General features: G+C 48.4%; 15 protein-coding genes. 9 read left to right on the top strand and 6 right to left on the bottom strand.

Annotated elements, in window-relative coordinates:
- Positions 1-11 precede the first annotated feature (11 nt).
- Both aroD and ACTHRY_RS03080 read left to right on the top strand, forming a co-directional pair.
- Positions 12-761 carry a type I 3-dehydroquinate dehydratase gene (gene aroD / locus ACTHRY_RS03085; protein ID WP_308881234.1) on the top strand — a complete coding sequence of 250 codons (750 nt, stop codon included), beginning with the start codon at positions 12-14 and terminating at the stop codon, positions 759-761.
- Between the two features lie 134 nt (positions 762-895).
- Positions 896-1,465 carry an acetate uptake transporter gene (locus ACTHRY_RS03080; RefSeq protein WP_308881233.1) on the top strand — a complete coding sequence of 190 codons (570 nt, stop codon included), beginning with the start codon at positions 896-898 and terminating at the stop codon, positions 1,463-1,465.
- A 76-nt stretch (positions 1,466-1,541) separates the two neighbouring features.
- Here the strand turns inward: ACTHRY_RS03080 and yfaE are convergent, their stop codons facing one another.
- The 4 genes from yfaE to nrdA form a co-directional block, all read right to left on the bottom strand.
- Positions 1,542-1,841, bottom strand: coding sequence for a class I ribonucleotide reductase maintenance protein YfaE (gene yfaE, locus ACTHRY_RS03075; RefSeq protein ID WP_049322411.1), 300 nt, complete (start codon positions 1,839-1,841; stop codon positions 1,542-1,544).
- Between the two features lie 105 nt (positions 1,842-1,946).
- Positions 1,947-3,080: a class Ia ribonucleoside-diphosphate reductase subunit beta gene (gene nrdB / locus ACTHRY_RS03070; RefSeq protein WP_107831932.1), complete on the bottom strand. Its 1,134-nt coding sequence runs from the start codon at positions 3,078-3,080 to the stop codon at positions 1,947-1,949.
- A 43-nt stretch (positions 3,081-3,123) separates the two neighbouring features.
- Positions 3,124-3,261 carry a hypothetical protein gene (locus tag ACTHRY_RS03065; RefSeq protein WP_162837462.1) on the bottom strand — a complete coding sequence of 46 codons (138 nt, stop codon included), beginning with the start codon at positions 3,259-3,261 and terminating at the stop codon, positions 3,124-3,126.
- A 121-nt stretch (positions 3,262-3,382) separates the two neighbouring features.
- Complete coding sequence (gene nrdA, locus ACTHRY_RS03060; protein WP_049359046.1) at positions 3,383-5,662, bottom strand: class 1a ribonucleoside-diphosphate reductase subunit alpha; 2,280 nt, start codon at positions 5,660-5,662, stop codon at positions 3,383-3,385.
- A 391-nt stretch (positions 5,663-6,053) separates the two neighbouring features.
- On the opposite strand from nrdA, the gene ACTHRY_RS03055 reads away from it, so the two are divergent.
- Entirely contained in the window at positions 6,054-6,386 is a 333-nt protein-coding gene (locus ACTHRY_RS03055; protein WP_049322409.1) for a hypothetical protein, read from the top strand.
- A 51-nt stretch (positions 6,387-6,437) separates the two neighbouring features.
- Here ACTHRY_RS03055 and ACTHRY_RS03050 read toward each other — a convergent pair whose 3' ends face one another.
- The gene (locus ACTHRY_RS03050; protein ID WP_049322408.1) at positions 6,438-7,172 is read right to left on the bottom strand and encodes an epoxyqueuosine reductase QueH; all 735 of its coding nucleotides are present in this window, start codon (positions 7,170-7,172) and stop codon (positions 6,438-6,440) included.
- A gap of 112 nt (positions 7,173-7,284) precedes the next feature.
- A complete protein-coding gene (locus tag ACTHRY_RS03045) occupies positions 7,285-8,727 on the bottom strand; it encodes a patatin-like phospholipase family protein (protein ID WP_107831918.1) in 1,443 nt (480 codons plus the stop codon).
- A 140-nt stretch (positions 8,728-8,867) separates the two neighbouring features.
- On the opposite strand from ACTHRY_RS03045, the gene recO reads away from it, so the two are divergent.
- From recO to prpB, 6 genes are all read left to right on the top strand, one after another.
- Complete coding sequence (gene recO, locus ACTHRY_RS03040; RefSeq protein ID WP_049322358.1) at positions 8,868-9,611, top strand: DNA repair protein RecO; 744 nt, start codon at positions 8,868-8,870, stop codon at positions 9,609-9,611.
- 68 nt (positions 9,612-9,679) lie between these two features.
- Positions 9,680-10,408: a pyridoxine 5'-phosphate synthase gene (pdxJ, locus tag ACTHRY_RS03035; RefSeq protein WP_049322357.1), complete on the top strand. Its 729-nt coding sequence runs from the start codon at positions 9,680-9,682 to the stop codon at positions 10,406-10,408.
- A gap of 88 nt (positions 10,409-10,496) precedes the next feature.
- A complete protein-coding gene (gene acpS, locus ACTHRY_RS03030; RefSeq protein ID WP_003746639.1) occupies positions 10,497-10,874 on the top strand; it encodes a holo-ACP synthase in 378 nt (125 codons plus the stop codon).
- Between the two features lie 155 nt (positions 10,875-11,029).
- Positions 11,030-11,830 (top strand): NUDIX domain-containing protein, encoded by an 801-nt coding sequence (locus ACTHRY_RS03025; protein ID WP_193388254.1) that lies wholly within the window; start codon positions 11,030-11,032, stop codon positions 11,828-11,830.
- Between the two features lies 1 nt (position 11,831).
- Positions 11,832-12,254, top strand: a complete 423-nt coding sequence (locus ACTHRY_RS03020) for a hypothetical protein (protein WP_049322355.1) — start codon at positions 11,832-11,834, stop codon at positions 12,252-12,254.
- A 763-nt stretch (positions 12,255-13,017) separates the two neighbouring features.
- On the top strand, positions 13,018-13,893 hold the full coding sequence (prpB, locus tag ACTHRY_RS03015) for a methylisocitrate lyase (RefSeq protein WP_036490908.1): 876 nt from the start codon (positions 13,018-13,020) through the stop codon (positions 13,891-13,893).
- The last annotated feature ends 13 nt before the right edge of the window (positions 13,894-13,906 follow it).

Here is a 13,906-nt window from a genome sequence, read left to right as displayed (position 1 = left end):
AAAGGAACAATATGAAACCTGTCATCATCAAAAATATCGAGATCGGCAAAGGTATGCCTAAAATTGCCGTGCCGCTGGTGGCCGCCAATACGCAGGAATTGGAGCAGGCTTTGCGCGTATTGAAAGAGACGGCTTTTGACATTATTGAATTTCGTGCGGATTTTTTTCAAGAAGCGCTTGATGCCGATTTTATTGCCGAACAATTAAGCATCGCTCGACAGACTTTTCCTGACAAGCCCTTGCTATTTACGTTTAGAAGAGCGCAAGAGGGCGGCAATACGCCTTGTTCGGACGACTATTATTTTAAATTATTGGAAAAAATCATCCGTTCCAAACAAGCCGATATTATCGACATCGAGCTTTTTGCCGAGGAAAGCGGCGTAAAACAAACCATTGCTTTGGCACATGAGTATCAAACTGTCGCCTTACTTTGTAATCACGATTTCCAATCCACGCCGTCTTTGGCAGACATTACAGGCCGTCTGAAAACAATGGCCGAGTGGGGCGCGGATATCTGCAAAATTGCCGTTATGCCGCAATCGTCGCAAGATGTATTGACCTTATTACAGGCTACATATGATGTTTCACAAATTATCGACCGCCCGATTATTACTATGTCCATGAATAAAATCGGTGCGATCAGTCGTCTGGCCGGCTCGACTTTTGGCTCGGCCGTTACCTTTGGTGCAGCACAAAAAACGTCGGCCCCCGGCCAAATTGATGCCAACGAATTAAGGAAAATCTTGGCAATTTTGGGATAGTTTAATTATTAATATTCAAGGCCGTTTGAAAAATATTTTTCAGACGGACTGATTTTTTTAAATTTATTTCTTTTAATTTTAAATAAAATAGGTAACAATGGGTTTCCTATTTTAATAACCAGAGGAGAAATAAAATGACTACTACTAAAGAAAACCTAGCGAACCCAGGTCCAGTAGGCCTATCTGGCTTTGCACTGACAACTTGGTTGCTCAGTCTGATTAACGGCGGCTTTTTTACTGCTCAAGAGGGTGTCGGCTTAGTTTTGGGCATGGCTCTCGCCTTTGGTGGTATTGCCCAAGTTATTGCCGGTATGTTTGAGTTCAAGAAAGGCAATACGTTTGGCTTTACCGCTTTTATCAGCTATGGCGCATTCTGGTGGACATGGGCTTTGTTTACCATCTTTTTCAAAGGTGAAACAGCTCCGGCATTTATCGGCTGGTATCTTTGCGCATGGGGTATGTTTTCGCTGATGATGTTTGTGGCCACCTTGACCAAACCTAAAGTATTGAGCGGTATTTTCTTTTGCTTGACACTGACTTTCTTTGCACTGGGTATTGGTGATGGTATGGAAAATCATAGCATCGTCCATATCGGCGGTTGCTTAGGCTTGGTAACTGCACTTGGTGCGTTCTACTTGGCAGCGGCAGAGGTCATCAACGAATCTTTCGGCCGTACTGTTTTGCCGGTTGGTGAGCGTAAATAAGCTTAACCATACAAAATGCCGTCTGAACGGTGGATATGAAATCAAGGATTTCAGCCACAATGTTCAGACGGCATTTTTATTTGTCTTCAAATAAATCGACATCAAATAAATCCGGCTCTTTGATGCGCTCACGACAATCAAGCTTGATGTCTTCAGTAACCCGGCAGCAGCACGGCAAAATTTCTCCGGGCGCGACAAAAGCGAGCGGAAAATTATCATAAGAGACTTTCCCATCCAAGATTTTGACCCGGCATGAACCGCAATAGCCGCTGCGACATTGGTATTCAATCTCGTGTCCGGTGCGCTCCAAGCCCTCCAATAAGGTTTCGCCTTGTTGGAGTTGGAAGGTTTTGTCGTGTGTGCTGATGAGTGCCATATGATTTGTTTGGATTGGAAAGGCCGTCTGAAACGGTGTAAAGACGAAATCAAAGATTTCTGCCACACCGTTCAGACGGCCTTGATCATAAAACCGAATGTTCGATTACAGCTCGAAATCGCCTAAATCGTCGGCATTGACTTCCGAATCAATCTGACCAATCAGGTAAGAGGAAATTTCCACTTCCTGCGGCGCAACCTGTACATTGTCAGAAGACAGCCATGCGTTAATCCAAGGAATCGGGTTTTGGGTCGCACCTTCAAATCCGGCAGGCAGACCGACCGCCTGCATACGCAGATTGGTGATGTATTCAACGTATTGCGCCAGAATCTCTTTATTCAGGCCAATCATCGAACCGTCTTTAAACAGATAGGCCGCCCACTCTTTTTCCTGCTCGGCTGCTTTTTTGAAGAGGTTGAAACACTCGTCCTGCAATTCATTCGCAATTTCAGCCATTTCAGGATCATCGGCACCGGCACGCATCAGGTTGAGCATATGCTGGGTGCTGGTCAGGTGCAGGGCTTCGTCGCGGGCAATCAGCTTGATGATTTTAGCGTTGCCTTCCATCAATTCACGCTCGGCAAAGGCGAACGAGCAGGCGAATGAAACGTAGAAGCGGATGGCTTCCAATACATTGACGCACATCAGGCAGAGATAGAGCTTTTTCTTCAACTCGCGCAAAGACACGGTAACGAGCTTGCCGCCGACATTGTGCGTGCCTTCGCCCAACAGATTGTAATATTGGGTGTATTCAATCAAATCATCGTAATAGCAGGCAATGTCCTCGGCGCGGGCGATGATGTATTTGTTTTGCACAATATCATCGAACACGACTGACGGATCATTCACGATATTACGGATGATATGAGTGTAGCTGCGCGAGTGGATGGTTTCGCTGAAGCTCCATGTTTCAATCCAAGTTTCAAGCTCGGGAATAGACACTAAAGGCAAGAACGCAACATTCGGACTGCGGCCTTGGATCGAATCGAGCAAGGTTTGGTATTTCAGATTGCTGATGAAAATATGTTTTTCGTGTTCGGGCAGATTGGCGTAGTCGATACGGTCGCGCGATACGTCGATTTCTTCCGGACGCCAGAAGAAAGATAATTGTTTTTCGATCAGTTTTTCAAATACTTCGTATTTCTGCTGGTCATAACGGGCGACATTTACCGGCTGACCGAAAAACATAGGCTCTTTAAGCGCGTCGTTTTTGGTCTTAGAAAAGGTGCTATAGGACATAGTCAGGTGTTCGCAGGACATATATATCATCTCTTTTTAAAAATTAGTCAACTTTTCTATAGATTGTTACTGGACCAAATGAAAAAAATTGAATTTTATCAATAAATTGCCATGCTAAAATAGTGATGGCTAAAAGAATATAAAGTTTATATTCAGCTAAGAATGACCAAATGGCATCCATATTTTTCCTTTTCTGGAAAATAACAACTTAGCTTCATATAGTAGTAGGTTTTAATTTAAGAAAATCCTTAAAGCCTTCTACTATCTAGAAGCCTTGGATATATTTCAAAAATCAACCTGTTTTAAATCTTACAAGCCCCACCTGCGCAGCCGTCATCCTGAATATCGGTCTGCGTATCGTCCGCACCGTCGCGGGTGTTGTGGTAGTACAGGGTTTTGACACCGTATTTGTAGGCGGTCAGCAGATCTTTCAGCATTTGTTTCATGGAAACTTTGTTGCCTTCGAATTTACCTGGGTCGTAGGCGGTGTTGGCGGAAATCGATTGATCGACAAATTTCTGCATCACGCCGACAAGTTTCAGGTAGCCTTCGTTGCCGGGAAGCTGCCACAGGGTTTCGTAGGCATCTTTCAGGGTTTCAAATTCCGGTACGACTTGTTTCAAAATACCGTCTTTTGATGCTTTAACGCTGACCAGGCCGCGTGGAGGCTCAATGCCGTTGGTAGCATTGGCAATTTGCGAGCTGGTTTCAGACGGCATGAGTGCGGTCAGGGTAGAGTTGCGTAGGCCGTATTTGACGATGTCGGCACGCAGGCTTTCCCAGTCGTAGTGCAAAGGCTCGCTGCACACGGCATCCAAGTCTTTTTTGTAGGTATCGATAGGCAGTTTGCCTTGCGAGTAAACGGTTTGGTTGAACAGCGGGCATGCGCCGTATTCTTTGGCAAGGTTTACCGATGCTTTGAGCAGGTAATACTGCATGGCTTCAAAGGTGCGGTGGGTCAGGCCGAGGGCTGAATCGTCGCTGTAACGTACGCCGTTTTTCGCCAGATAGTAGGCGTAGTTGATGACGCCGATGCCGAGCGTGCGGCGGTTCATGGTCGCGGTACGTGCGGCTGCAACCGGATAGTCTTGATAATCCAACAGAGCATCAAGTGCGCGTACGGTCAAATCGGCGAGTTCTTCCAGTTCGTCCAAGTTGTTCAATGCGCCTAAGTTGAAGGCGGACAAGGTACATAGGGCGATTTCGCCGTTCGGATCGTTGATGTTGTCCAAAGGTTTGGTCGGCAGAGCGATTTCCATGCACAAGTTGGACTGATGAACAGGCGCAACGCGCGGATCAAACGGGCTGTGCGTATTGCAGTGGTCAACGTTTTGGATGTAGATACGACCGGTACCGGCGCGTTCTTGCATCAGGGTGGAAAACAATTCTGTTGCCGGCAAAGTACGTTTGCGGATGTTTGGATCTTGTTCGTATTGAGTGTAGAGGCGCTCGAATTCGTCTTGGTCGGCGAAGAAGGCATTATACAAACCCGGAACTTCATTCGGCGAGAACAGGGTAATGTTACCGCCTTTAATCAAACGGGTGTACAGCAGGCGGTTGATTTGCACGCCGTAGTCCAGTTGGCGGATACGGTTGTCTTCTACGCCGCGGTTGTTTTTCAATACCAACAGGCTTTCGGCTTCAATGTGCCACAATGGGTAGAACAAGGTTGCCGCGCCGCCGCGTACGCCACCTTGCGAGCAGGATTTAACGGCCGCCTGGAACATTTTGAAGAATGGGATACAGCCGGTGTGTTGCGCTTCACCGCCACGGATTTCGCTGCCCAAGCCGCGGATACGGCCGGCATTGATGCCGATGCCTGCACGCTGGGAAACGTATTTCACAATCGCGCTGGTGGTGGCGTTGATGGAGTCGAGGCTGTCGTCGCATTCAATCAATACGCAGCTTGAGAATTGACGGGTAGGCGTACGCACGCCGCTCATGATAGGTGTAGGCAGCGATACTTTGAATGTGGAAACGGCATCGTAAAAGCGTTTGACGTAATCCAAACGGGTCTCTTTCGGATATTTGCTAAAGAGACACATGGCCACCAAAATGTATAAAAACTGCGGCGTTTCATAAATTTGGCGGGTAACACGGTTTTGAACCAGATATTTGCCTTCCAGCTGTTTTACCGCAGCATAAGAGAAGGTCATATCGCGACTGTGGTCGATATAGGCATTCAGCTCGTCGAATTCTTCGCGGCTGTAATCTGCGATGATGTGGCGGTCGTATTTGCCTGCTTCGGTCAGTTTTTTGACGTGATCGTAGAGGTGAGGCGGCTCGAATTCGCCATAAGCGATTTTGCGCAGATGGAAAATGGCGAGGCGGGCGGCCAGATACTGATAATCGGGCGTATCTTGTGAGATCAGGTCGGCCGCGGCCTTGATGATGGTCTCATGGATGTCGTCGGTACGGATACCGTTGTAAAACTGAATATGTGATTTGAGCTCGACTTGCGATACGGAGACGTTTTGTAAGCCTTCTGCCGCCCAAGTAACAACGCGGTGGATTTTGTCTAAATTGATATCTTCCAAGCGTCCGTCGCGTTTGGTTACTTTAATATTCGTTGCTGCATTCATTGTTCAGTCTTCCCATTAAAAAACACAAGATACGGTATGTGATTGCTTTGAACGGCACAATATAATGTATTTTTCTTTGTTTAACTAGACTTGACAATGCGCTTTTTTCGGGGTGTGGATTAGGGGATGGGAGGCTTAAACTAGATTTTATGTGGCTTTGTGGCGATTTGGTATTATTTTGCGTTTGCATCACATTTGGCCAGACATTGGCTAGAGGCTTATGAAATAAAGAAATTTATATTCAGGTTTCGTCTAAATGGAAGAAGTGTTAAATTTTGCAAAGCAAGTAGTATGATGTAGTAATTAACCACATTTTTGTCATGTAAAAAATGGGCGTTTTGCCGGTGCCCTGGCGAAACATATAATGGAAAAACTATTTAGGAGGCGAATCATGTTAATGTTGAAAAATTTAGGTTCCGCACTGGCGGCGGTTGCCGTATTGAGCTTAGGTGCTTATTCTACCGAAGCGGCGGCCAAACCGCATGGCCATCATGTGAGCAAACACCAGCATGCGAAGAAAAACAAATTGCATCCTGCTTGCAAGAGATACCTTGAGCGCCGTGCCGCTTGGTATCGCTACAAAGGCAACAAGGCCGAGTTGAGGGAAAACCGAAAAGCGGCAAAAGCGTTCCGCGGTTTACCTTATGCCGAGCAAAAAATTCAATGCCAAGCTGCTTATCAGGCATTTGATGATTTTGATCACGGTAAATTCCGCAGCCGTTAATCGTCTGATTTGAACAAAGGCCGTCTGAATGTTTCAGACGGCCTTTGATATTTATTTCTCAACAATGATTTTGTTTTCGGCTTGAGGCTCGTATTGGGTGGATTCATCACCGTAATACAACACGCCAAGCTTGATGGGGATGCGGCCTTGCGATTTGCGGTGGGCATTGGAGTCGCGCAGGGAGTAGGCGCAACCGCAGTATTCTTGTTGGTAGAAATGCTCGCGCTTGCTGATTTCAATCATGCGTGCGCTGCCACCGCCTTTGCGCCAGTTGAAATCCCAATAAACCAAGTCATCGTACGGCTCGGCAGCGCGATGGCCGCAGCCGTTGATCTGTTTCATGTCTTTCCAGCGTGAAATGCCCAGTGAGCTGGTGAAAACATGGAAGCCGTTTTCATGGGCGTATTGGGCCGCTTTTTCAAAACGCATATCGAAACACATGGTGCAGCGGATACCGCGTTCGGGTTCAAATTCCATGCCTTTGGCTTTGGCGAACCATTCTTTGCGGTCGTTTTCGTAGTCGTCGTCTTTATCGACAAAAGGGATGCCGAATTTGTCCGCAAAGCGCATGTTTTCTTCTTTGCGCAGCATATATTCTTTGTGCGGATGGATATTGGGGTTGTAAAAATAAATGGTGTAGTCGATGCCGCTGGCAAGCAGGGCTTCCATTACTTCGCCGCTGCACGGGGCGCAGCAGGAATGCAGCAGGACTTTTTTATGGCCGCCGGGCGGAACAAGGATAGGGCGGTCAATATCGGTAACGATGGGAGTGTTTAATTCGGTCATGGTTAGATTCTATTTATTGTTAAGTGTTTCAGACGGCCTTATGTATCGGGGCCGTCTGAAATATAAAATGAAGCATATATTTTAACAGAGCTGCACTTTATGGAACAGTTTGCTACTGCTTTTTCTTTTCGTTCAATGGCTTGAACTCTTGCGCATCCGGAGGCGGGGCTGTGAAGATGGTGTCTGGATTGGGGTGCGCTCCGAATTCTGCCAGCAGGTTGCGATAGTCCAGCGACTGTTTCATCAGTTCTGCGGCGGCGGTGCGCAGGTTGTCCACGTCTTCCGGTGGCAGATAGAAACTGGTCGGAATGTTCAATACTCTTTCCCTCAACTCGGAAGGAGGGAGGTCTTTGAGGTTGAGGCTGACGAAGGAGAAGCTGATGCCGTCGGTTTGTTTGTCTTTATTCCACTGATCGACGAAGGCGCGGAAACGGCGCAGGGATTCTTGCGAGTTTTGGTCGATGGGGATATTGACGATGGAGGAGACAACGTCGCGGAAACCGGGAACGGCCGCGGTTTTGTCCAAATTGCTGCTGACTTGGTTTTGCGCATTGACGTTGATAACGACGATATGGCGGATGTTGTTTTGCAGGATTTTGTTTGTCAGGATTTTTTCCGGGTACATTTCCGTCATATCCAAAAGGCTGCGCATGCCCAGATTGTCGGTCAGGCCGCCGTCTATCAGGTGGATGTAGGGGCGGTTTTTCCCGTCTGCGTATTTTTGGAATCGCTCGTAAAACTCTTTTATGGTGCGGCTTTGTTGTCTGCCTGTTTCACTGTCGTCTACGTCTTCGATTTTAATCGGCGGCGTGTAGTTGCAGCGTCCGCCGTTGTTGTTTAGGGTGATCGGTGCAAAGACCATGGGGACGGAGCTGGATGCGGCGACGGCGCGGGCGATGCGGAGGTTGCCCAGGTCGATACACATCGGATCAAAGTATTCCTGCGTGAAGTTGAAGCGTTCGCCTATGCCCATATCGGTGGCGGAAATGATGGCAAACGGGCCTTTGGCATTTTTTTCCAAATCGCGGAAAGTGGTTTTGCCGAAAAGGTAGTTTTCAAACTGCTCCTGCAACAGATCGCCGCGTCCGTATTCAGGCGAGGCCAGTCGGGGCAGGTTGGACATGGAAAACGCTTGTTTGACGACTTGGCGTTGGAAGTTTTGGTGTAGGAAACGTTTATAAAACAAGGGAATGGTTTCTTCGCCCTTTAGTGCAAAATAAGCCGCCAAAACCGATCCGCCGGATACGCCGACCACTACATCGACATTCGACATCAAAGATTGTTTTTTGCCGCCGATGGTAATCTGCTGCTTATGAAGCTGCTCCAACACGCCATAACCCAAGGCCGCCGCGCGCGTGCCGCCGCCGGAGAACATCAACACAATAAGCGTATCGTCTTCGTCGTTGTGCTGAAGCCGGCTGGTTTCAAAGCGGTAGCCGCGTTGCAGGTCAACCGTATCAATGCCGGAAAGAGGCTGATATTTCACCAGCGAGCAGGCGGATAATAGGGCTGCGGAGAGCAGGGAAAGGGCGGATTTAAAAGGGAATTTTGACATAAACACAGGAAAGTCGGTTGTTCATTCAAAACGGATTATAAAGGTTTTCAGACGACCTTTATAGAAGGCGGACTTTTAGACGGCCTTTTTGCATCGATTTTCCGTTATAATCGACACAATCTTTATCTTTCCAAACCCTTATGGCGCAACCAAACCGCATCAACCACGAACCTATCTTTCTGCTTGCCTCCGCCCCGTGGCGCGAGAGCAGCTTGTGGGTGGAAGCTTTCAGCCGCCGTTATGGGCGGGTGGCTTTGTTGGCCAGAAGCGCGCGCAAACGGCAGAGCGAATTGCGCGGCGTGTTGGTGCCGTTTGTACCGGTGAGCGCATCTTGGTATGGCTCGCAAGAGTTGAAGACCCTGCATCGCGCCGAATGGATAGGAGGTTGGCCGCAGCCGCAGGGCAGGGCTTTGTTCAGCGGATTGTATGTGAACGAGTTGATGTTGAAATTGACCGTCCGCGAAGACCCGTTGCCCGAGCTTTACGATGTTTTGGCGGAAACCATGAAAACCATTTGTTGCGAGGCCAACCACATTGCCGCTTTGCGCCGTTTTGAATGGACGCTGCTGACACGCTTGGGCTTTGCCCCCGATTTGTTCCATGATGGCAACGGCAATGAAATCAACGGCGAAGAAACTTATTGGCTCACACCGGAAGAGGCTGTGGTTCCCCTGGCCGAGGCCGACCGTTTCCATGTGCTCAATAAGGGCGTTGCCGTATTGGGCGCGACGTTAATTGATTTGAGGGAAGGCAGTTTCGTTCATCAGGAAAGTCTGGGGCAGGCTTTGAAAGTGACGCGGCTTTTGATTGACAACCTTCTGCCCGAGGGCATCAAGTCTCGGCAGGTTTTGCAGCAGTTGCAGCAGTTTGGCTTGGGCAGTTGAATTTTTTCAGACGACCTGTGATATGAGCAGGCTCAGGCCGTCTGAAACTTTAATGAAAGGACATTATTATGTTGTTAGGCGTAAACATCGACCATATTGCCACCGTCCGCAATGCGCGTGGTACGATTTATCCCAGCCCTGTCGAAGCGGCGCTGATTGCAGAAACCCACGGCGCAGATTTGATTACCATGCACTTGCGTGAAGACCGCCGCCATATTAAAGATGCGGACGTGTTCGCCGTTAAAAACGCCATCCGCACGCGCCTGAATTTGGAAATGGCGCTGACGGAAGAAATGCTGGAAAACGCGCTCAACGTCATGCCGGAAGATGTGTGCCTCGTGCCTGAAAAACGTCAAGAAGTGACCACTGAAGGCGGTTTGGACGTATTGGCGCAACAGGATAAAGTGGCCGAGTTCACTAAAATTCTGACCGATGCAGGCATCCGCGTGTCCTTGTTTATCGATGCCGACAACGCGCAAATCCAAGCCGCTTATGATGTCGGTGCGCCCGTTATCGAGTTGCACACCGGTGCGTATGCCGATGCACACGGCCACGCCGAGCAGATGAAACAATTCGAGCGCATTCAAAACGGTGCGCATTACGCCAGCGATTTGGGCTTGATCGTCAACGCCGGACACGGCCTGACCATTCACAACGTTACGCCGATTGCCAAAATTCTCGCCATTCGCGAGCTGAACATCGGCCATTCGCTGATTTCCCAAGCACTCTTCCTCGGCCTGCCTGAAGCGGTCCGCCAAATGAAGGAAGTCATGTTCAGGGCAAGAATGCTGCCTTAAGGGCATCAGCCATACCGGCTAAAGCGGTTTGCTTTGGCCGGTAGCCGCATTTTCAGACGGCCTGACTATTTAAACAAGGAGCAGACCCATGATTTACGGAATAGGCACGGATATTGTTTCCCTCAAACGCATTATCCGCCTGAACAAAAAATTCGGACTGGCATTTGCGCAACGCATTCTTAGTCCGGAAGAGCTGTTGGAGTTTCCGCAGGCAGGCAAACCGGTCAACTATCTTGCCAAACGCTTTGCCGCCAAGGAGGCTTTTGCCAAAGCCGTCGGGACGGGCATACGCGGCGTGGTGTCCTTCCGCAATATCGGTGTCGGGCATGACGCATTGGGCAAGCCTGAATTGTTTTTTGCACCGGCTTTGAGCAAATGGCTGGAAGAGCAGGGCATCCGCGGCTGTCATCTGAGCATGAGCGATGAAGAAGATACCGTCATGGCTTTTGTCATTGCGGAAAAATAAGGCCGGATTTAAGTATTCTGGAATAGAACATCCTTTTCAGACGGCCTGAAGGATTGGATATTTGTTAAAAGTCGGGCGCATAGGCCCGACATCGTTTTTTTTACGCATAAATCGGCAGGTGTCGCCGCCTGCCGCATATTAAGAATAATCTCATGATGACTGAAGACACACGTCCCTTGGTGCAAGTAGTTGCCGGAATTTTGCTCGACCAAAACGGCCGCTACCTGCTCAGTTCCCGCCCGGAGGGCAAGCCGTATGCCGGCTATTGGGAATTTGCCGGCGGCAAGGTGGAAGCCGGCGAAAGCGATTTTCAAGCTTTGCAACGCGAATTTGAAGAAGAACTCGGCATCCGTATCCTTGCCGCTACGCCGTGGCTGACCAAAGTCCATTCCTACGAACACGCACATGTACGCCTGCATTTTTTATGGGTGGAAGCCGACCAATGGGCGGGCGAAATCCAATCGAGGGAAGGGCAGAAATGGGCATGGCAAAAAGCAGGGGATTTTACCGTTGCGCCGATGCTGCCAGCCAATAGCGCATTGTTACGCTCCCTATCCATTCCGCGCCGGCTTCAAGGCCGTCTGAAAAGCGGCTTCAGCGGTCAAAACAGCATGGGCGAATATCATGTTGCGCCATATGGATTGGCTCATCAAACCGCATCTGCCGTATTGCTGGAATTTGCCGATTGGCAACAAGGCAAGCCGCAAGAAGCGTCCAGTGTGTGGCCAATCATTGAAAATGCCGAACAATGGCGGCAGGTGCAAAATGCGGATGCCGTTGTTTGGAAAGTGGCTGACGAAGCGGCCGCCGGGCAAGTTGCGGATATTTTGGCGCAAGGCGTGGCGATGCCGCTGATTGTGGCAGCTCCGGAAAGTCTGGTTTCCATTTATCGCGAACAGTGGCAGAGTATGGGTGCGCATGCCGTTTTGACCGATAATGACATTGAGGCCGTCTGAAATGAGTAAAAATCAAAAGCTTTTGATTGCCGTTGTTTTACTGATTGTGTTTGCGGCAGCCAAACTGCTGCTCTTAGATTGGTGGCAGCAACAGCAATCAAAAACGAAAGTAGTCGAATGTAATTTAATACAAGGCTGCGTCCTGCCTGACGGTTCAAAAGTGCGTGCGACATCCATCAATACGCACGAGCCGTTTGATATCGTGATAGAGAATGTTCCGCAAAATACAGGGGCGGTCAGTATCAGTTTCAGTATGAAAAACATGGACATGGGCTTCAACCGCTATAATCTGGCGCAACGATCTCCGCAAAGCTGGCAGGCTTTGCAAATCCGCTTGCCGTTTTGCGTCGAAGGCCGCCATGATTACACTGCCGATATTACCGTCGGCAAACAGACTTTTCAGACGGCATTTAGCGCGAAGTAGCCATCCGATAGAGGCCGTCTGAACGGCCATAGGCTAAAAAAATCTAATTTTTTTGATAACGTATTTAAAAATTCCTTATAAATGAATCAATTATAAATTATTTTTTGATGGATTGTTTACAATCATTCTGACTATAAACCAAAAATACAAAACGGACAGAAGCCAGGCTACATCAGGGTTTGATGTGGTAGGGACTGTCCGTTTTTTATGTTTGTTGCAAAAAAATCGTTTATTAATAACTGAATTTTTTATAATTTTTTTGAAAAAAGTGTTTGACAAGACCGGTTTTATTTTTTAAATTTGTTTCCATAAATAAAAACTACATCGCACTACAAAGGAACATCATCATGAATCTGTATCAAACCACTCTCTCTTGTTATAGATTTTCTCCCCTCTCCGCCGATCCCGTCGTCGTCTGCTTATTGCCAGTCGCGGCGGTCTGAAGGCTCTCAACCCGAATCCAGTTTCCGCATTCCCACAAACACTTCGGGTTTTAAAACTTCTTTCCCCTGTTGCATTCATATACTGATTAATAATATTTAAAAAACAAATACCTCCGCTTCAGCCTTATTGTATTCAATATTTTTAATAACTATTTGTTTTTATTGATTTTAAATTTTTAGATGGTTGATAATGGAAATTTTACAGGCCGTCTGAAAACAGTTTTTGAAACGATTGTTTCTTTTTAAACGGTTCGTTTCTGGTTTGGAGAAAACCGAACCGGCCGATTGATACTGATAAAAGTCTATAAAGGAGAAATATGATGAGCCAACACTCTGCCGGAGCGCGTTTCCGTCAAGCCGTGAAAGAATCGAATCCTCTTGCCGTCGTCGGTTGCGTCAATGCTTATTTTGCGCGATTGGCCACCCAAAGCGGTTTCAAGGCGATTTATCTGTCTGGCGGCGGCGTAGCAGCCTGTTCTTGCGGCATTCCTGATTTGGGTATTACTACAATGGAAGATGTGCTGATTGATGCGCGGCGGATTACGGACAATGTGGATACGCCTTTGCTGGTGGACATCGATGTGGGTTGGGGCGGAGCGTTCAATATCGCTCGTACGATTCGCAACTTTGAACGCGCCGGTGTTGCAGCAGTTCATATCGAAGATCAGGTAGCGCAAAAACGCTGCGGCCACCGTCCGAACAAAGCCATTGTTTCTAAAGATGAAATGGTCGACCGTATCAAAGCTGCCGTCGATGCCCGCGTTGATGAGAACTTCGTGATTATGGCGCGTACCGATGCGCTGGCGGTGGAAGGTTTGGATGCCGCCATCGAACGCGCCCAAGCTTGCGTGGAAGCCGGTGCGGACATGATTTTCCCTGAGGCCATGACCGATTTGAACATGTACCGCCAATTTGCGGACGCGGTGAAAGTCCCTGTGTTGGCGAACATTACCGAATTTGGTGCAACGCCGCTTTATACCCAAAGCGAGCTGGCTGAAAACGGCGTATCGCTGGTGTTGTATCCGCTGTCATCGTTCCGCGCCGCGAGCAAAGCTGCTTTGAATGTTTATGAAGCGATTATGCGCGATGGCACTCAGGCGGCGGTGGTTGACAGTATGCAAACCCGTGCCGAGCTGTACGAGCATCTGAACTATCATGCCTTCGAGCAAAAACTGGATAAATTGTTTCAAAAATAAGTAACCGCTTTCA

The sequence above is a fragment of the Neisseria sp. P0004.S004 genome, assembly GCF_051963335.1.
In the GTDB taxonomy this organism is placed as follows: domain Bacteria; phylum Pseudomonadota; class Gammaproteobacteria; order Burkholderiales; family Neisseriaceae; genus Neisseria.
Note: the sequence above shows the minus strand (reverse complement) of the source record. Positions and strands in the feature narration are given on the sequence as shown.